Below are 19,409 nucleotides of genomic sequence, written 5' to 3'. Positions count from 1 at the left end.
CCTCGGTCGGGCCGTTCGCGTGGATTCTGATGTCGTGGTCTTCTGTCATGTTCTGCTCCCTGGTTTAAGCTTTGGTCGTAGAGCCGTTTAATTACGCAATGCCGGGCACAGTCCTTCAGGGCAGAACAACCATCTGGTGGCCCTCACCCAGTATCGGCATTTCGGTAATAGCCGTCAGGCTGACTTGATCGACGATCCAGACCTTCGGTTCGGTTCGGCTTGATACCATCACTTTGCCTGAGTTCGGTATGGTCGTCAGGTGATAAGGTGCCGGTGACAGGTTGGTCGAGCGCTGTTTGCCCGTAGCAAGATCAATCGACAACAACCGGTCGGTGCCTTTGGCGGCCACGAACAGTACGCCCTCGCGGTCGGACAGGCCGATCCCGTGCAACTCGCCTCCAATGTCATAGGTTTCGGTGACAGAACCGCTGGCAAGATCTACGCGGAAGGCCTTGCCACCATCACTGTCGGCTACGAAGGCGGCGCTGCCGGTGGCGTTAAGTACAAGATGCTCAGGGCCTTCGCCGACGGGCATGTTGCGTACGACGAAGCCTTTGACGACATCCACTTCGCTAAGTGTACCATTGCCGGTATTGGTGACATAGACCCTGTCGCCGTCAGGCGCGAATACCGCATAGTTGGGCATTGGCCCGGTTGCTACGAAACCAAGGAAGCTGAGCTTATCGAGATCGACGATCGAAATACCGTCACCGCCCGGATGGGTCGCCACCGCGAACCGCCCGTCGGGCGACACCGCAGTGTGATGCACCGCACCTGGAACCTCGATCTGGCGGACGACCTCGCGTGTTTCCGCATCAAGGATCGTCAGCAGGCTCCGCCCCTTGTCTTTGGGCAACGCAGTGACATCGCGCTTGGCGTGGTGCGCAGCGTGTTCATCCTTGGACATACCTTCGGGTTTTGGTGGCGTTGTGGCCTCGGTTTCTGCGTAGCTGCCCGCGACCAGGTACTTAAAGCCGGGCGCGCCGGCCAGCCCATGGACCGCCACGAGCCTCGGCAGCCGCTCGACGGTCTTGCCGGTTTCGGAGTCGATCACCAGAACCGAGTCCGCGCTGCCTTCGGGAATGAACACGGTTGCCGCCAGCGTGAGCGAAGGCGCAGTCAAAGCTGCGACGGACAGGCCTGCGGCCAGATTGAACAGGGTCATTTAGGTTTCCTTTCGTCAACTGAAACGCGCGCATTGGCGGGCACGTGCAGAAAAATCCGGTAGATGACGGCCATCAGGAAGGGCGTCAAAAGCAGGGTCAGAGCGATGGCCTTCATGGCTTTGTCCTTTCAATCAGTTGAGTTTTGTGCGAGCCGCAAAGACATTGAACAGTCCGCCGAACAGCAACGCGGCGTACCAGCCGTAGAGAAACGCCCATAACAGTCCCAACAGGAATGAGGGCAGGCTGAGCCAAGTCATTCCGGGCATCAGGCCGATCCAAGCCCGGTACATGGCAAAACTTGGAAAGATCAGGTCAAAGGCCACGCACAGCAGGTAGGTTGCGGCCAGAAACAGGCTGAGCGCCCAGCCAAGGGTTGTCACCGGAACACCGGGATGATGTTCTTGTGTCCCCATCACACAGGGGCCACAGGTCAGGCGCAACAGTGCGAATAGCACCACGCCCGTGACGAAAAAGTACAGAATGGTAAGCATGGTAAGTGTCCTGAACTGAGTTGGGCCGCAATCAACGGCTTGGGCAAGACCCCGGAGCGATTCCGGAGCCATTGCCGGTCACGTTCAGGACAGGTTTGGCGGATGTGGTAGTGGTGCGACCGGCAGGCTTGCGCGTGGCCGGAACCGTTCTGGCGCCACGGGCGTAGCAATACGCATCGAGAGCAATTCAGGTGCCGCCATAACTGCCATCGCATAGCAGCCCGGGTGCACTGAGCAGTCTAATTCTTCTGATGGATGAGACGCGGGATACCCACCGCTGTCATCGATCACAAGCTCGGCCTGGGTGGCGGCCTTCGCGATGTCATGCCCGGCATGGGACGGCACAACAGAGATCAGCATCGAAACCACCAACGCACAGATCAACAGGACCTGCAGCCGGCCCATGGCTCGGGCCGTCCGTGTCGCAGTTGATATCCATTGTGCGCGGATCACTTAGGGTTTCCTCCATTCTCCAACAGTTTAGGGCCGCTTGGACCGGTCGCATTGATCTGGCTCAATTCGTGGTCTGAAGAGCCAACAGGCATCTTGCGTTTCCAAGCCAACCAGATAAGTGGCGCCCCCGTCAACAGCCCAAGCCCGATAACCGCAAGGCTGGTGCCGCCTGTCGCGGTTTCGGTAATCTGGCTGCCCAGATGGGCCAGAACGAAACTGGCCGGCAGGAGTCCAGCCAAGGTGGCCAGTGCGAACCGCCAAAATTGAAGTCGGGTCAGACCGGCGGCATAGCTGACCATGTCGAAAGAAACGAAAGGCATCAGGCGGCTGGTGAACACGGTCAACATCAGGGCATTCTGCGATCCAAGCAACCCCAAGTCCAGCTTGTCGCCGAACCACTGGCGCAGCGCGTCGCGCCCCAACCAACGGGCTATCAGGAACGCCAGCAGCGCCCCCAACTCCGCTCCGATAGCAACCAATGCGGTTCCCAGCCCATGCCCATATGCCACCCCGGCAGCGACAGCGATCGGAGCGCTGGGGATTGGGCTGGCAACCACTGCGGCTGTCATGAAGCCGATGATGACAACGGGTCCGAACGGGCCGGCCCAATCCACCCACGCAGTAATGACTTCGCGCGATAGTCCTGCGTCCAACGCGCCAGACAGCCACAACCAGATGGTGGCGATCAGCAACGCGATCAAAACCGCGATGAAAACCAAACGGCTATTGCTGTGCAGGCCCTCCAGCTTTCGTTCCTCCTATGACATAGCCCTCCACCCCTAAACGGGAGTGACGGATTCCGAGGTCACTTAGCGATGTATTTGATCAGCGCTACGATCGCCAGAACGATCAACACTGCGATCAGCAACATCCAGATCATTCCAAACCCCATTCCAGCGCCATAGCCCATCATCGCTTTGTTCCTCAGTGGTTTGTGCCGAGTGCGATGACCCGGCTACACGGTTGCGTTTCAGTTGTTGGTTTCAGAAGCCTTTGTCACAGGTTTCGAGGCCTTCATGCCGTGTTTCGGCGACATCGTCTTTGCGCCTTTCTCGATTTCCCCTGTGGTCACAACGCCATCGCCATTGGCATCAAGATGCTGAAATCGGTCCACCATGGTTTCGCGGATCATCCCGGAATGCAGCGCTTCGAACTCATCAATCGACAGGTTGCCATCTCCATTGACGTCATGCGCCTGCATCCGGGCCTTCAGACCTTCGGCGATCTCAGATTCGCTCGGGCGACCGTCCTCGTCCATGTCCAGAACCGCCAGCCAGTTGCCGCCCATCATCTGGCCATGCATTTTCACCATCATTTGCATCATGCCTGCGTGATCGCCCATCATGCCGCCGGGCGCACCCTGCATCATGCCGCCCTCATGGCCCTGCATCTGCGCGCTGCTGCCATGCTGACCGGCGGCAAGCGCGGGCAGCGCCATCAAAGTCGCGGCAATGGCTCCAGCGGCCAGCGTGAAGGTACGTTTCATGACTTTCACCTCTCGGGTTTTTGTTTCTACACAAAGCATATGGCCGCCCTCGGTCGCGCCACCACCCCCCTGCTCAACCCGGTTTGTATCGTTGTGTCGCAGCCCGCCCAACTGATACAAAGGGATACAAAAAAGCCGGGATTTGTACCGCGCCGGGGCTTATGATTGCGCCATGACTGAAGCACCACATATCTTGATTGTCGACGACCACCGCGAAATCCGTGATGCTGTCAGCCGCTATCTGGAAAAGAATGGGTTGCGCGCCAGTACCGCGCGCGACGCAACCGAGATGGACGCACGACTGGCGGCCGGTCGGATTGATCTTATCGTACTCGACATCATGATGCCGGGCGAAAACGGATTGTCGGTCTGTCGCCGCCTGTCCGCGGCCGGTGGCCCGCCGATCCTGATGCTGACAGCCCTCAGCGATGACACCGACCGTATCGTGGGTTTAGAGATCGGCGCCGATGACTACCTGCCCAAACCATTCAACCCACGTGAATTGCTGGCCCGGATCAAGGCGATCCTGCGGCGTTCCGAAACCACCGTCCCCCCGGCTGGCGATCTGAGCGGCAAACGGATCGCCTTTGGAAGCTGGGTTCTGGATGCCGACAGTCGCACCTTGATATCCGCCGAAGGGGCCGAAGAAAGTCTGACCACCGCCGATGTCCGGCTGCTGGCCGTATTCCTGCAGCGGCCCCGCAAACTCCTGTCGCGAGACGAACTGCTGGATTTGACCGCCGGCCGCAGCCCGCACTTGTTCGACCGTACGATCGACAACCAGGTCAGCCGCTTGCGTCGCAAGATCGAAGCTGACCCAACGCGGCCGAAGCTCATCACCACGATAAGAGGTGGCGGTTATTGCCTGTCGACCGACGTGAGCGAGCTTACGGGATGAAAGCCTTTGCCCAAAGTCTGCGCGGTCAGCTTATCCTTTTGATCATCGCCGCGCTGGCTGCCGCGCAACTGGTCAGCCTGTGGCTGTTCGTCGACGAACGCTCAATGGCAGTGCACATGGCCCTTGGCCTGGAAACCGCCGGACGCGCCGCAAACATCGCGCGGCTGATTGAAGAAGCTCCACCCGAGATGCACGACGCGATCCTGCGGGCGGCAAGTTCTCCACTGGTGCGTTTCAGCCTTACAGATACGCCCGCAGTCGATCACACCGGACATAGCGCTGGTGGGACGGTCGAAAACACAATCCGCAGAATTCTGCCAGGCTATGAAAACCGTCCCATCCGGGTAGAGTTGCATGAGTTCTCTCCCGATATGCTGCCGGTTGAAGGTGTTCCGTCTACAATGGCTGAAATGCACATGGCAATGATGCGTGATCACGTTTCCGCAATTGAAATGCAGCTGTCGATCGCTCTGACGACCGATCAATGGCTCAACGTGGATACCCGGTTCCATAACCCTCCTCTGCAATGGCCTTTGCAGTCCTTCGTCAGCTTCGGTTTCACTGCAACTTTAATTCTTGGAGCAGCCATTTGGTTTCTACTGACACGGCTGACCGGCCCGTTGCGCCGCCTGTCACTGGCTGCAGACCAGTTTGGTCGCGGTGAAGACGTCCAGGAACTGACGGTTTCTGGTCCGACCGAGGTGCGAGATTTGACGCAGGCGTTCAACCATATGCGTGATAGGCTGACTCGCTATGTTGCCGATCGGACCAGACTATTGGGGGCGCTGGGTCACGATTTGCGGTCGCCACTGACGGGATTGCGGGTTCGCGCCGAACTGGTGGAGGAAGAGGAGACCCGTGACCATCTGATCGAGACCATCGAGGAAATGCAGGAGATGGTGGACTCCACCCTGTCATTTGCCAAGGGCGTGGCCACGCGCGAACCTTCCAGTACCGTCCCAATTGGTGAATTCGTAACCAAAACGACCGAAGACATTGTGCAAGCCGGTGACACGGTTGAAGTATCGGTCGCAGACAATCCGGCCGTCACGCTTCGGCCGATGCTGATGAAGCGAGCTCTGCGCAATATCATTGAAAACGCCTGCCGGTATGGTGCCCGGGCCAACGTCTCAGTCATGCAAGAGGGGAATGAGGCAAAAATATTGATCCAGGATCAGGGGCCCGGCATCCCCGAGCATATGCTCGATGCGGTATTCGACCCATTCGTGCGGCTTGAAACATCCCGCTCGCGAGAGACTGGCGGAACCGGCTTGGGGCTGTCGATCGCACGTACGATCATCCAGTCGCACGGTGGCACGATAGAATTGCTAAACGGGGAAACTGGCGGCTTGTGCGCTAAGGTGGTTCTGCCAGTTTTTGAGGGCCAAACGTAACTTGTGAACACAATCGGCATGCCCCGAAAGCTTATTGGAAGCGTACCGCTTTGGGCCAGTTTCAGGTGTGGGCTCAAACGCAGCGGCGGAGAACACTGAACTGGAAAGACTGACTTTCCCCCCAAGAGGTTTGGTGCAGGTGATGGCGATGCGCGACGAGTTCAAAGTGTTCCTCAAAAAGCACGGCGATATCGCTCGGACTATAGCGGGCGACAGGGAGACCACTGCAAGTCTCCGGCCCATCAAGTGCAAACGTAGCAATGATCACATGGCCGCCAATTTTTACCCCTTTCTTCACGCTTTCCAGATAGGCCGCGCGTTGCGATGTATCCACGAGAAAGTGAAAAACCGCCCTATCATGCCAGACGTCATATCTGCGATCGGGGACCCAAGAAGTTATATCTGCAGAAATCCAAGTGACTGTTTCAGCGGCGCGCCCCAACCTTTCCCGGGCCGTGTCCAACGCGACCTGCGATAGATCGAGAACTGTCACGTCATGGAGCCCCTTCGCAAGCAACGCTCCAGCAAGACGAGATGTACCTCCACCAATGTCGATGACGGATGAAGGCTTAGACACTCTGATCAACTCGATGAGTTCAAGCGATATCTCTGGATCATCCTCGTGCCAACTCAATTGGGTGTCAAACTTCTCGCCATAGACATCGTCCCAGTGCTCTCTTGTGTTAGCTGTCATGTCGTATCGTTTTCCCAAGTCGTCGCCCTGGAGATATCCTCATTTTGACCGCTCCGCGCTGCGTTTTCGACTGAAGCAAAAACCAACAAGGCAACGCCCCAGACAATTCGACGCTGGTCCGTTGAATGGCCGCGTGAAGTCATCTCGGCGACAATGTAGTACACACATTCCAATTGTGAAATGTTTTAGGTGGGATTTGCTTGTCGGTCAGATTTCCACTGGGCTGCGCAAGTAGCTCCAGAATTTTGCGCAGTTTAACTGCAGTGGCGCGGGCCGGAGATACCGAAGCGTTGGCAGTTTGTGTACTGCTTGCCTGGATTGCTCTGTTCAATCAGTATAGCCGGAAGATTTTCTGAGCTTTGGAGCTTCAATCAGTCAACGAATTGCTTAAAGCGCCTTTAACCGACAATGGACTGATAACTTATGAGCAGAGCCACAGATCGTTGAAATACGATTTGGTTCTTGAGTGGCTCCTACTCCATTTCTCTTAGTTCATAGAATTTCCTACAGTCGTTGAAACGGCGAACAATCACATCATTGGTGAATAGCTGCCGCATCAACAGACTCAGTTTTTCATGATCGCGCCGATCGCATACATACCATCATCGCTTTTGACCAACATCAGTGTGACTTCGTCACCTGCGCTGATCTCACCCATCATCTGGGCATTCTCAAGAAGCTGCAAATCCATCGTCATCGCGGGCCACCCGATCTCGGGGATCGGATCATGGCTGACGTTAGCGGTTTCGTCGCCAATTGAGTTCACCAAAGCCTTTGCGTGGACCGCACCTTCCATCTGTTCGGAAGACATGGGCATGTTGGAATGGTCCATGCCGTGGTTCGTTTGCGCGATGCCGGATGTTGTAGACACGGCCAATAGGGCCAAAATTGCAGTCAAAGTTTTCATCAGATGCTCCTGTTTCAAGGTTGTGGGTATTATTCTGCCGGAAGCGCAGGGGGCACTTCCTGGATCGTGTGGGAGATCTCTCGGTTCACGCGATTGAGCGCGAGCCGTTTCCAAATCACGAATATTGCGGGAATGACAAAAAGCGTAAGAAGGGTCGCTGTCACCATGCCCCCAATCATCGGCGCAGCGATCCGCTGCATGATTTCAGAGCCTGTACCGGTGCCGTACATGATGGGTATCAGTGCTGCAAAGATCGTGGCTACAGTCATTACCTTCGGCCGAACCCGAAGAACGGCTCCTTCGAACACCGCGTCTTCGATATCGTCACGTGTCAGCTTTCGCTGTTCCGATTGCGCCAGCCCTCGACGTTTCTCCCAAGCAAGATTGAGGTACAACAACATGACAATCGCTGTTTCCACGGCAACTCCCGCCAGCGCGATGAAGCCCACGAGCACAGCAATTGAGATATCGAAGTTAAGATACCATAAGAACCAAACCCCACCTGCCAATGCGACCGGGAGCGCCGCAAGAATTATCCCGACCTCAATCACCCGATTGAACGCCAAGAAAAGCATGAGCGTGATAATTAGCAGGGTTGCAGGAGCAACGATCGTCAACCTGTCCTGCATTCTCTCTATGTACTCATACTGCCCTGACCAAGTCAGCGAGTAACCTGGAGGCAGGTCGACCTTTTCTGTAACCACCTCTTGTGCTTCGGCCACATAGCCGCCCAGGTCGCGCCCCGCGATGTCGATGAACACGAACCCAGTTCGTCGAGCGTTCTCTGATCGTATCATTCCCGGCCCGTCAACTATTCGAATATCGGCGAGAGCGGACAGTGGCACATGAGCACCCGACGGCGTGACGACAGGAAGATTTTCGAGCCGTTCCGGGCTGTCTCGCCATGCCTGAGGGTACCGAAGGTTTATAGGAAACCTCTCCAGCCCCTCCACAGATTCCGACACTTGCATACCGCCAATTGCGGTCTGCACTACGTCCTGAACTTCTCGAACACTCATCATGTATCGGGAGGCGGCATCTCGTTTGACGTCGATTTCGATGAAACGCCCGCCAACAGGTCGCTCTGCGTAGGCGGAAGCCGTTCCATCAATATCAGCGACCGCACGCTCTACTTCGATCCCTATATCTGTAATGACCTCCAAGTCGGTGCCGGATATTTTGACACCGACAGGAGTACGGATACCTGTCGCAAGCATATCGATGCGGTTCTTGATAGGTTGGATCCAAACATTTGTAACGCCCGGAACCTGAACGATACGATCGAGCTCATTCCGGATTTTCTCCATTGTCATGCCGGGGCGCCATTCTTCTTCCGGCTTGAGTTGGATTGTGGTCTCCACCATCGTTAGAGGTGCTGGATCGGTTGCAGTCTCCGCACGCCCAACTTTACCGTGAACAGTTTCGACTTCTGGCACGGTCGCGATCAGGCGGTTGGTCTGCTGCAGTACCTCACGGGCTTTTCCCGTCGAGATCCCGGGGTAGAAGCTCGGCATGTAGAGAAAATCACCTTCGTTCAACTCGGGCATGAATTCAGAGCCAATTCTCTGGTACGGGTACCACATGGACGTCACCAGAACGCCGGCCAACAGTGTTGTTGCCCATGGCCAGGCAATTGCCGCGTCCAGAAATGGGCGGTACACGAACACAACCAAGCGATTTAGCGGATTTTTTCGCTCCGGTAGAATACGCCCCCTTACAAAGTAACCCATCAAGACCGGAACCAGCGTTATCGAAAGGATGGCGGCTGCAGCCATGGCGTAGGTTTTGGTATAAGCGAGTGGCGAGAAGAGCCTACCTTCCTGATTTTCCAGAACGAAAACAGGCAAAAAACTAACCGTGATAATCGCCAGAGAATAAAAAAGGGCTGGTCCCACCTCAGAAGCGCACTCTTGCACAATCCGCCATCGGTTCTCTGCTGTGAGCTTTTCTTTTTCCAACCGCCTGTGCATCGCCTCGATCATCACAATCGATGCGTCGACCATCGCACCAATAGCGATGGCTATGCCGCCGAGCGACATGATGTTTGCGTTTACTCCTTGCGCCTTCATCAGAATAAATGCGGCAAAGATTCCCAGAGGGAGCGACAGAAGAATTACGAGGGATGACCGCAGATGAAGTAGAAAAGCCGCGCACACAAGAACAACGACAATGAATTCCTGCGTCAGTTTCTTCTGGAGGTTATCGATAGCACGCTCGATCACACCAGATCGGTCGTAGGTCGTTATGATTTCGACCCCCTCCGGCAGGTTTGAGCGCAACTCTTCGATGCGCGCCTCCACCGCTTTGATCGTTGCCAACGCATTCCCACCCCATCGCAGAATGACTACTCCACCAACCGCGTCTCCTTGCCCGTCGAGTTCTCCGACACCGCGCCGCATTTCCGGCCCCAGACGGATTTCAGCGACGTCTCCAAGCGTCAGAGCGGCGCCACGGTCGTTGACCATCAACGGCGCGCTTGCAAGGTCTGACAATTCGTCAATGTAGCCCGAGGACCTGACCATGAATTCGGCTTCCCCCATCTCAATGACGCTGCCGCCCGTCTCGCGGTTGGCCGCCTGAATAGCCGTCCTCAATTGTGCAAGTGTTATGTCATAGGCACGTAGTTTGTTTGGGTCGACGACGACCTGGTACTGTTTGACCATTCCGCCGATGGTGGCGACTTCTGAGACGCCTTCCACGGCTTGTAATTCGTATTTCAGAAACCAATCCTGCAGAGTCCTGAGCTGAGCCAGATCATGATTTCCGGTTCTGTCAACCAGCGCATACTGATAAATCCACCCGACCCCAGTCGCATCAGGGCCAAGTTGTGGTGACACGCCCTCAGGTAAGCTGCCGGTAATCTGGCCCAAGTATTCGAGCACACGCGACCGAGCCCAGTAGAGGTCCGTCCCGTCCTCAAAGACAACATATACAAAGCTGTCTCCAAAGAACGAGAACCCGCGAACGTCTTTTGCACCGGGTACGGCCAATAGGGCTGTCGCAAGTGGATATGTGATTTGGTTTTCGACAACTTGAGGCGCTTGCCCGGGATATGGCGTGCGAACAATTACCTGGACATCCGACAGATCCGGGATTGCATCAACCGGCGTCTCACGAATGGCCCAAATACCCGCAACTCCTATCATGAATGCGAGGGCCAAGATGACGAACCTGTTGGCGAGCGAAGAACGAATGATGGCCGTGATCACTGCGTAACACTCCCATCAAGCGCGACCTCTAACAGCGTCATCGAAAAGTCGGGATTGCGGCGAAGGATCAAAGAAACATCAATCCCTACAGGCAAGTTAGAAACCTCAATCCCCTCCGCAACCGGGAAATCCATGGTCATGCCCGGCATGCCGATCTCAGTCATCGGACCGTGTGTTACGTTCGCGGTACGCGCGTTCGGGTCGATACTGTTAATCCGGCCAGAAACCTGAAGTGGCGGTGCAATAGGCGTTGCCGCAGCCAACACCATTGTCATGCCATCTGCACGCGCGAAAGTCAGAGTCATTTCAGAACCGACTTCGAGCATGCTTGTGTCCAATGTAGGTTCTAATGGGAAATCCATGGTCATTCCGGGCATGCCAATCTCAGTCATCGGCCCGTGAGTGATGGTTGCCGTTCCCGCCTCAGCATTAACGAGGTTGATCGTGCCGGTGACTACAATCGGTGGAGCAGAAGGCGTGTCGGTTTCTTCGGGTTCAACGGAATCCGTCGGCGGCGAGCCCTCTTCGCGAATTGCCACAATCGAGAACATCCCCCCTTCTCCCTCAGCCAGATCAAACTCAATTGGCATGTCGATTGGCACGGTAGTGAGATCTACTCCTACAACAGGCAAATCCATTGTCATGGCGGCCCAACCGAGCTCGGGGATCGGTCCGTGCTCAAGCGTCAATTTGCCGTCTGAAGTGACGGCGCGCGCGATTCCGGCACCAGTTCCGGCAATACCATCGTCTGGTGCAAGCTCCATCAGGCTCAGAAGCCCATCCGCACCCCGTGCGATCACGAAAGCGACTGCGTCGCCTGCACTCAAGCTGTCGAGCGAAACACCAGACCTCACCGGAAACTGCGAAGTCATTGCGGGCCAATCGAGGCTTTCGAGAACATCGTGACGAACAGTTGCCATACGATTTTGGGCATCGAGTGAAACCAGGGTGCCTGCCCCGCGTGCTGGTTCGGTATCCGTTGGTGCCATTCGGGTGAAACCGGCGCTCAAAGCACTTTCACTGTCGATTAGAAACTGTGCGGATGCGACAACTTCCTCACCAGGTTCAAGCCCTTGCAGAACTTCTGTTCGACCCCCCTCGCCGAAACTGTCTCGAAGACCTGTAGTCACCAGTCTCGGGCGAAAAGTACCATCGCCTGTTTTTAAGATGACGCGTTCCGCCGAACCGGTACGAATTAACGCCTCTGATGGAACAGTGAGAACATTTCGGCTTTCATCCGGTATAAGGCTAACACTGCCAAACATGCCCGGCCGCAGCACGCCGTCGGTGTTATCGAAACTAAGCCTTACGGGAAGAGTTCGGGTTTGCGGATCAAGCTCAGGGTAAACATAGTCGATGTCGCCTTCGAAGGTGCGACCGGGTAGGTGCTCGAACCTTGCTATCGCGCGCATATCTTCCGACAAACGTGCAATATCTCGTTCAAATACATCAACGATCAGCCATACTTCAGAAAGATCGGTTACCGAAAAAGCAAGCGTGCCTGGCTGCAGGTACATGCCATCGGCGGCATTCAGAGCTATGACGACACCGTTTTGAGGTGCCTCAATTTCCACATTTCGAACCAACTCACCGCCCGCCTCAATCTCAGCAACCTGACGAGCGGACATACCGTGGCTGATCAACTTATTGCGCGCCGCGTCCAAAATCCGCGGGTCACCAGCTTCGACTGCGCGTACAAGATCGCCGGTCGCAGCTGCGATCAGTGGTGAAAAGAGTTCAAATAAAACTTGCCCCTTCTCAACGCGATCACCGACCGCTCGAACTTTCAGTTGCTCAATCCAACCTTCAACACGCGTATGAACGTGATTGGTCAGGTGTTCGTCAAAGCCGACGAAACCCACCGTTTCGATGCGAGGTTCGATATCAGTCATGCGTGCAACCGCAGTTCGCACACCAATTGCGTTGATTTCCGCAGCGCTCAGGGTGACTTCTTCAGGGTCGCCGGTAGGTTCCTGCCCAGAATAAACCGGGATCAAGTCCATACCCATCGGCGATTTTCCAGGTCCAGGCTGCCGAAAATTCGGATCCATCGGTGCTACCCAATAAAGGACCTCTGGTTCGTTCGACTGGCCCTGATCAATTGGATTCAGGTACAGTCTTTCAAGAAAGACACCTCCACCCAGGCCAATCGCCAAGGCAAGTACTGATAGTGCCGCATATCTTCCACGCATAATAATCTCCTGACGGTCGCAGTGCATGCTCGAACCGAAACAACATGAAAACCCGCGCTGACGGGCCTGTGGATGTTAGGAGATTTGTGGAGGACGATCGGGCGTCAGAGGCGCTTGAGAGTTGTGGATGTCGGAATCCATGTTACGGTTTTTCTGGCCAAAAGCTTCAGCCAAAACCGCAAGTCCTACGTGGGTCGGATATTCGCCAACACAACAGATACCGGAATGACATTCTCCGCTGTGATTTACGTGGCTATCCGTGTGGATTTGGCCAGTCGTCGGATGCAAACCGCTATGGTCGTGTTTGAAGTCTGATGACTTTGCAGCCATTGAAACGCCGTGAGGCTCAGAGGTGCTACTGTTTTTGACGTCACTGCTCGCGACCACAACAGTGCCGACGAAGGTCATCGCCAAGCAGACGCATGTCAGAAACGTCATTCGCAACACTGAGAAAAACTTCCACTTCATCCCGTGCAGTTAGGACGAACGTAACGAGTGTTCAAGCCAGTCGGAGGAAAAAACAGGTGAGTTGGTGCGCTGTATCGAAATGAAGCGGATTCCCGCGAATACACGTAACAAACTGCCAAAATAGGAGGCAGTTCATACGATGAGCGCATCTAAGTTTGGCCGAGGTTCTTCAGGATCGGGCAGTCGGGACGGTGGTCTCCGGCACATTCATCGATTAAATGAGACAGTGTAGCATGCATGGCCTTCAGGTCCGCGATCTTGGCATCTATTTCTTTTAGGTTCTGTTTGGCGATATCCTTCACGTCCGCGCTTGCGCGTTCTTTGTCCTCGTACAACGCCAGTAGTGAACGGCAATCCTCAATGGTAAAGCCCAATGAGCGGGCCCGCCCGATGAAGGCCAGTTTGTGCAGTTCCTTTTCGTCGAAATGTCGATACCCGTTCAGACTGCGCCTGGGTTTGATGAATCCGATATCCTCGTAATAACGGATGGTTTTGGCAGGCAGACCCGAACGTTCTGCTACATCTCCGATATTCACAGCGGTTCTCCTATTCTATTCAGCAGGCGCTGATCGCAGCGCCTGCTCTTCATTCTGCGAGATCTGTTCTCGCCCAACTTTGATCGGCTTAACCCAGCGCAACCGCAGCGCGTTGGTCAGGACAAATACACTGGACAGCGCCATGGCACCTGCAGCCAAAACCGGCGACAGCAACGGGCCGCCAAACGGATAGAGCACCCCCGCTGCAACCGGTATGAGCAGCGTGTTGTAGCTGAAAGCCCAGAACAGGTTTTGGCGGATGTTACGCATGGTGCGCTGACTAATATCGAAGGCGTTGACCACGCCTGTCAGGTCGCCTGACATCAGAACGACGTCAGCCGCCTCGATGGCGATGTCAGTGCCTGTCCCGATCGCAATTCCTACGTCAGCCGCCGCCAGAGCGGGGGCATCATTGATGCCATCACCCACAAAGGCCAGTTTTCCGCCATTTGAGCGCAGATCTTGCAACGCGGATACTTTACCCTCTGGCAGAACCTCGGCCACGACATGATCGATGCCAAGCTGCGCCGCGATGGATTTGGCTGTAGCGGTATTGTCGCCGGTAATCATCGCTACTTTCAGCCCCAGTCCGTGCAAAGCTTCAATTGCGTCTGGCGTGGTGGTCTTGATTGGGTCCGCCACGGCGATGACGGCTGCGATAACTCCGTCTACGGAGGCATAAAGTGGAGTCTTTCCGTTGATTGCGAGTTCAGCGCCCCGATCAGACAACGCGCCCATTTCAACCCCTTCGCGACTCATCAGGCGGTCGGCCCCGATCAGGATTGTATGGCCTTCGACTGAGGCGCTTACCCCGTAACCGGTGATCGACGTGAAGTCTTCTGGCTTCGAAAGCTCCAGACCACGGGTTTCAGCCGCGCGCACGATGGCCGTGGCGATCGGATGTTCGGATGTGACCTCAACGGCAGCAACAAGGCGCAGAACCTCATCCTCGGCCAATCCTTCGGCCACAATCAGGTCGGTCAGCTCCGGACGCCCTTCGGTCAAGGTCCCCGTCTTGTCCACCGCAACAACGGTGGTTTCCTGCAGCATTTGCAAGGCGTCGCCCTTTCGAAACAGGACACCCATCTCGGCCGCGCGGCCGGTGCCGACCATGATTGAGGTGGGTGTGGCCAACCCCATGGCGCAGGGGCAAGCAATGATCAGTACCGCAACCCCGGCTACCAACGCCAAGCTGAGCGCAGGATCGGGTCCGAACAACATCCAAACCAGCACAGTCATTACGGCCACAGCGATCACTACCGGCACGAACCACAGCGTGATGCGGTCAACCAAGCCTTGAATCGGAAGCTTGGCACCCTGTGCTTGTTCGACCATTTGAATGATCTGGGCCAACATAGTGTCTGCGCCGATCTTTTCAGCCCGGTACGTCAATGCGCCCGCGCCATTAACTGTTCCGCCGACCACAGTTGCGCCCTCGGTCTTTTCGGCAGGAACCGGCTCGCCGGTGATCATGCTTTCATCGACATATGACGCGCCGGTCACTACGGCACCATCCACCGCGATTTTTTCGCCCGGTCGAACGTGCACAATATCCCCTACAACGATCTGCTCGATCGGTAGCTCGACAACCGATCCGTCGCGCTCAACGCGCGCTGTTTTTGCCTGCAGACCGACCAGTTTTCGGATCGCTTCACCAGTTCGCCCCTTGGCGCGCGCCTCGAGGAATCGCCCGAGCAATATGAGAACCACGATCACCGCTGCGGCCTCGTAGTAGACATTTGCGGTTCCGACCGGAAGAACACCCGGCGCAAAGGTCGAGATAAGCGAGAACCCATAGGCCGCTGAAGTGCCCAGAGCCACCAGAGAGTTCATGTCCGGCGCGCCTTTGACCAAGGAAGGGAATCCCTTGGTGTAGAACTGCAAGCCTGGCCCAAAAAGAACGATCGTGGTCAGAAGGAATTGCAGGTAATAGCTGTTCTGGATGCCTATGGTGCTCGCTATCAGGTGGTGCATGCCCGGAATAACATGCGAGCCCATTTCGAGAATGAATACCGGCAATGCGAGCAAGGCGGCGAAGCTTGTTCGCCGCGCCAAATGGCTGATCTCTGCCGCTTTGCGGTCTTGTGGTTCGGTCTGCGTTGCGGATCGCAGGCTCGCCGGATAGCCGGCAGATGCCGCAAGCGCCGCTATGGCTTCGGGTGTTGTGACTCCCTCAGCATAACGCACAGTTGCACTTTCAGTGGCCAGATTGACCGACGCGGACAAGACGCCGCCATCGGCTTCCAGGGCTCGTTCAACACGCCCTACACAGGATGCGCAGGACATGTTCTGAATATCCAGAGTGACCTCTGCCGTCCGCGCCGGATATCCGGCGCGGTTTAACGCATCAGCAATGGCCGCTTTATCGGCTGGATCGCGGAAATCGACCTGAACGCTTTCGCTGGCGAGATTAACCGAAGCGGCATCTACCCCTGGCACATCTTTCAACGCGCGCTCAACCCGCCCTACGCAGGACGCACAGCTCATACCCTGAACTTGAAACCTTGCATGTGAAATTTCAGTCATATTGTCACCACCAATGTTCTGCTGACGGGAAACATAAGGGTTCCAGCAAGTGGAAGGTCAAGGGATGGGGCTGACTTTCTTTGCCACTAATTTTGACGATCCAATAATCACGACTTGACCTTCCTGTGCTGGAATACTTTAGCCGGGACGACGGAACACAGGAGCAAACATCCATGACGACCCTAAATATCCCGGATATGAGCTGCGGGCACTGCAAGTCAGCTATCGAAAAAGCCGTTGCCACGGTGGATTCCTCCGCACAGTTGGACTTTGACATGGAAAACCGCAGGGTACGTGTCTTAAGCACCAATTCACTTGATCATATCCTTGCAGCGCTGAAGTCCGAGGGATACGAAGCCACGATCGCATGATAAACTTAGGAGCGCACATGCTGTCGCCCCCTTGGTTCTATCTTGCGTCTCTGACTGCCACGATTAACCGGGTCATTTCATCTTCGGTGATCAGACCCGGGGCAAGCGCATCTCCAATCACAAACGAAGGAGTGCCACTGAAGCCAAGCTGTCGGGCCAATTCCATGGAAATCTGAATATGCGCGTCGACTTCCGGCGCTTCCATATCTGCGCGCAATTGATCCTCGTCCAGGCCAAGTTCCCGAACAACTTTCAGTACACTGGCCTCAGTGGCACGACCGTTCAGAGCCATAAGCGCCCAATGAAATTCTTCGTATTTTCCCTGGTTTCGTGAGGCCAGCGCAGCGCGTGCCGCGAAGTCGGAACCTTCTCCAAGTATGGGCCATTCTCGATAAACAATTCGCACATCGGAATCGCCCGCGATTACGTTCTTCACGACCGGGGCAGCGCGTTTGCAATATGGGCAGTTATAGTCGAAAAACTCGACCACGGTTACATCGCCTTCCGGGTTTCCGATTACAGGCGCATTCGGATCCTGTTCCAGCAATTCACGCTGATTTTCCAAGACGCTTCCAATTGCTTCGGCTTTTGCCTGATCCTCGCGCTGTTGAAGCAATTGAATCGCCTGCATGATGATCTCAGGGTTTTCCAAAATGGCTTCGAGAGCCAGCCGTTTTACATCGGAGTCAGACAGCTCGTCGGCGCGTGCCATAGGAATGCCAATCGACATGGCGATAGCGACTAAGCCTGCAAGTATTCGTTTCACATCAGTTTCCTTCCGTTTGTTCTGCTTCGGTGCGTTGCTCTTGCAGCTTGCGTTCCCGATCCGGCCAACTCTCCTTGATGAAGGCGAGGATGTCCCAGATATCCTGATCCGACAGAGTGTCCCCGAAGCCTGGCATGCCGCTTTTGACGTCAGCGACACCCATCTGTTTCAAAGTTTGGTCCCCGCCAAACTTTGTATAGTCGAACAACAGCTTGTCGCCGTGATGCCAGGTATGCCCGGTTCGGTCATGCGGGGGCGCCCGCAAGACGCCATCCGGATCAGGTGTTTGCCAATCCTGCTGACCCTCCAAATTTGCCCTGTGGCATGACGCGCAGTTTTCGGCGTACAAAACTGCACCACGTGCCGAATCCGCTGATGCACTGTTCTGCGCACGCCCACTCAGGCCCCAGCCAGCGACCGCGACAATGATCACTACAGCAGCCAGTGACACCCATTTCGCCGAACTCTTGTTCATCATGCCACGCTCAGCCAGGTCTTCATACCAGCGGCCTGATGCGACAGCATATGGCAATGAAACAGCCAATCCCCCGGGTTATCCGCAACGAACGCAATCTCCCGCTTTTCTATCCGGTCAACCAGGATTGTGTCCCGCAGCGGCCCTAGGTTGCCGTTTGGCAGAACTTCCTGAAAGTGCGTCCCGTGCAAGTGCATAGCGTGCGGAAAGACGGTGTCGTTCTGCATCTGAATCCGGACTATGTCGCCACGCGAAACGGCAGCAAGGGGGTTTTCAGGTAACCCGGCGACACCGTTGAATGTCCAGATCTGCCCTTCCTGAACCAATTCATTGGTGCTCATGACCTGGCCGTTAAAAGTGCCTTGACGCAGTCCGCCCATCGCCCCGCCTTCCATCACTAATGGGATTGTCAAAGCGTCAGAAACATCTTCGAGAAAGGAAACAGGGTTGGGTGGCAGGGCTTCTATTGCACCGCGGTTTGCGGATGCACCGCTTCCCGAAACCGGGATTTCAGCAATGACAAACGATTCATCGCGTTCGTGAAGAGTTATTTGAACGGCTTCGTTCGATTCCGCTGTGACATCAACAATTAAGTCTGCTCGCTGTGCAGGCCCAAAAACAAGGGTTTCAAAATCCTCTGGCTGCCTTACAGGCATGCCATCATAAGCGACCAGTTTCCCGTTTGCGCCACCTACTGAGACATACATGATCCGATCAGTTGCCACGTTGACCATTCGAAGTCGCAAACGCTGGTTTGTCAGAACTTCTGTCATGGGCGATATGTGTGCGTGAACGTAGTTTCCCATTCGGCCTGCATGCGTCCAGTCATGCATCGCGCCGAAATCATCGACGATTTGGGCGTCCTGACCCAACCTCCAGTCATCCAGCAGGATCGTAATGTCATGATCCGTGTCCGGCGGGTCCATTTCGTCGACGATGAACGCGCCGTAAAGGCCCCTGGCCACTTGTTCCGTTGACTGGTTATGAGAGTGGTACCAGAAGGTTCCTGCATCCTTCAGAGGCAAGTCATACTGAAACTCGCCGCTTGTTGGTACAGCCTCCTGTGTAAGACCCGGCACCCCATCCATGTTGTTTGGAACCCGCAGTCCATGCCAATGGATTGCCGTAGGCTGAGGCAGTGAGTTCAGGAGTGTCCGGCGAACCGTTTCGCCCTGCCGGGCACGAATTTCGGGGCCCGGAACACCGCCATCATATCCCCATATCTCGGTTTCAGGATAGCTGTCGGGGGCAACACGTGCCAATCCTGAACGCGCCTCGATTATTCGGGGGGCGGTAGCCGCCCTCCCGATAGTCGGCACTGCGATTAGTGCCGACGTGCCTGCAACGAATTGCCTGCGATTGAGCTTCATGAGGACT

General features: G+C 55.7%; 18 protein-coding genes. 4 read left to right on the top strand and 14 right to left on the bottom strand.

The features are described 5' to 3' along the window. Positions 1–115 precede the first annotated feature (115 nt). The 5 genes from ACR0NN_RS22155 to ACR0NN_RS22135 form a co-directional block, all read right to left on the bottom strand. Positions 116–1,165 carry a YncE family protein gene (locus tag ACR0NN_RS22155; protein ID WP_170417931.1) on the bottom strand — a complete coding sequence of 350 codons (1,050 nt, stop codon included), beginning with the start codon at positions 1,163–1,165 and terminating at the stop codon, positions 116–118. Positions 1,166–1,297: 132 nt separating this feature from the next. Continuing rightward, on the bottom strand, positions 1,298–1,657 hold the full coding sequence (locus ACR0NN_RS22150) for a hypothetical protein (protein ID WP_152460765.1): 360 nt from the start codon (positions 1,655–1,657) through the stop codon (positions 1,298–1,300). 84 nt (positions 1,658–1,741) lie between these two features. Then, positions 1,742–2,110 (bottom strand): hypothetical protein, encoded by a 369-nt coding sequence (locus tag ACR0NN_RS22145; RefSeq protein ID WP_157054266.1) that lies wholly within the window; start codon positions 2,108–2,110, stop codon positions 1,742–1,744. Beyond that, positions 2,107–2,829 (bottom strand): TVP38/TMEM64 family protein, encoded by a 723-nt coding sequence (locus tag ACR0NN_RS22140; protein ID WP_331252139.1) that lies wholly within the window; start codon positions 2,827–2,829, stop codon positions 2,107–2,109. Before ACR0NN_RS22140 ends, ACR0NN_RS22145 begins: the two co-directional genes overlap by 4 nt. A 251-nt stretch (positions 2,830–3,080) precedes the next feature. After that, a complete protein-coding gene (locus ACR0NN_RS22135) occupies positions 3,081–3,596 on the bottom strand; it encodes an EF-hand domain-containing protein (RefSeq protein ID WP_170417928.1) in 516 nt (171 codons plus the stop codon). A 172-nt stretch (positions 3,597–3,768) separates the two neighbouring features. Here ACR0NN_RS22135 and ACR0NN_RS22130 point away from each other — a divergent pair, with 172 nt between their 5' ends. Next, a complete protein-coding gene (locus ACR0NN_RS22130) occupies positions 3,769–4,494 on the top strand; it encodes a response regulator (RefSeq protein WP_170417925.1) in 726 nt (241 codons plus the stop codon). Continuing rightward, positions 4,458–5,888, top strand: coding sequence for an ATP-binding protein (locus tag ACR0NN_RS22125; RefSeq protein WP_237217564.1), 1,431 nt, complete (start codon positions 4,458–4,460; stop codon positions 5,886–5,888). The genes ACR0NN_RS22130 and ACR0NN_RS22125 overlap by 37 nt, the downstream gene beginning before the upstream one ends. 73 nt (positions 5,889–5,961) lie before the next feature. Here the strand turns inward: ACR0NN_RS22125 and ACR0NN_RS22120 are convergent, their stop codons facing one another. The 4 genes from ACR0NN_RS22120 to ACR0NN_RS22105 form a co-directional block, all read right to left on the bottom strand. Beyond that, the gene (locus ACR0NN_RS22120; protein WP_170417923.1) at positions 5,962–6,582 is read right to left on the bottom strand and encodes a class I SAM-dependent methyltransferase; all 621 of its coding nucleotides are present in this window, start codon (positions 6,580–6,582) and stop codon (positions 5,962–5,964) included. Positions 6,583–7,147: 565 nt separating this feature from the next. Beyond that, positions 7,148–7,489, bottom strand: coding sequence for a copper-binding protein (locus ACR0NN_RS22115; RefSeq protein ID WP_170417920.1), 342 nt, complete (start codon positions 7,487–7,489; stop codon positions 7,148–7,150). Positions 7,490–7,518: 29 nt separating this feature from the next. Beyond that, positions 7,519–10,698, bottom strand: a complete 3,180-nt coding sequence (locus ACR0NN_RS22110) for an efflux RND transporter permease subunit (RefSeq protein ID WP_170417917.1) — start codon at positions 10,696–10,698, stop codon at positions 7,519–7,521. Next, complete coding sequence (locus ACR0NN_RS22105) at positions 10,695–12,890, bottom strand: efflux RND transporter periplasmic adaptor subunit (protein ID WP_170417912.1); 2,196 nt, start codon at positions 12,888–12,890, stop codon at positions 10,695–10,697. The genes ACR0NN_RS22110 and ACR0NN_RS22105 overlap by 4 nt, the downstream gene beginning before the upstream one ends. A 123-nt stretch (positions 12,891–13,013) precedes the next feature. Here ACR0NN_RS22105 and ACR0NN_RS22100 point away from each other — a divergent pair, with 123 nt between their 5' ends. Beyond that, a complete protein-coding gene (locus ACR0NN_RS22100; protein WP_170608328.1) occupies positions 13,014–13,205 on the top strand; it encodes a hypothetical protein in 192 nt (63 codons plus the stop codon). A gap of 302 nt (positions 13,206–13,507) precedes the next feature. Here ACR0NN_RS22100 and cueR read toward each other — a convergent pair whose 3' ends face one another. Further along, positions 13,508–13,894: a Cu(I)-responsive transcriptional regulator gene (gene cueR, locus ACR0NN_RS22095; RefSeq protein ID WP_152460772.1), complete on the bottom strand. Its 387-nt coding sequence runs from the start codon at positions 13,892–13,894 to the stop codon at positions 13,508–13,510. Between the two features lie 15 nt (positions 13,895–13,909). Beyond that, on the bottom strand, positions 13,910–16,420 hold the full coding sequence (locus tag ACR0NN_RS22090; protein WP_480685576.1) for a heavy metal translocating P-type ATPase: 2,511 nt from the start codon (positions 16,418–16,420) through the stop codon (positions 13,910–13,912). Positions 16,421–16,593: 173 nt separating this feature from the next. On the opposite strand from ACR0NN_RS22090, the gene ACR0NN_RS22085 reads away from it, so the two are divergent. Next, complete coding sequence (locus tag ACR0NN_RS22085) at positions 16,594–16,791, top strand: heavy-metal-associated domain-containing protein (RefSeq protein WP_170417905.1); 198 nt, start codon at positions 16,594–16,596, stop codon at positions 16,789–16,791. Positions 16,792–16,828: 37 nt separating this feature from the next. On the opposite strand, the gene ACR0NN_RS22080 is transcribed toward ACR0NN_RS22085, so the two are convergent. From ACR0NN_RS22080 to ACR0NN_RS22070, 3 genes are read right to left on the bottom strand one after another with little or no spacing between them, the layout of a single operon-like run. Further along, complete coding sequence (locus tag ACR0NN_RS22080) at positions 16,829–17,557, bottom strand: DsbA family protein (protein ID WP_414478956.1); 729 nt, start codon at positions 17,555–17,557, stop codon at positions 16,829–16,831. A gap of 1 nt (position 17,558) precedes the next feature. Further along, positions 17,559–18,032: a c-type cytochrome gene (locus ACR0NN_RS22075; RefSeq protein ID WP_480685574.1), complete on the bottom strand. Its 474-nt coding sequence runs from the start codon at positions 18,030–18,032 to the stop codon at positions 17,559–17,561. Then, entirely contained in the window at positions 18,032–19,402 is a 1,371-nt protein-coding gene (locus ACR0NN_RS22070; RefSeq protein ID WP_170417903.1) for a multicopper oxidase family protein, read from the bottom strand. The genes ACR0NN_RS22075 and ACR0NN_RS22070 overlap by 1 nt, the downstream gene beginning before the upstream one ends. Positions 19,403–19,409: the final 7 nt, after the last annotated feature.

Source organism: Ruegeria sp. BA2 (genome assembly GCF_056539605.1).
This window is presented reverse-complemented; position numbering and strand designations above follow the sequence as displayed.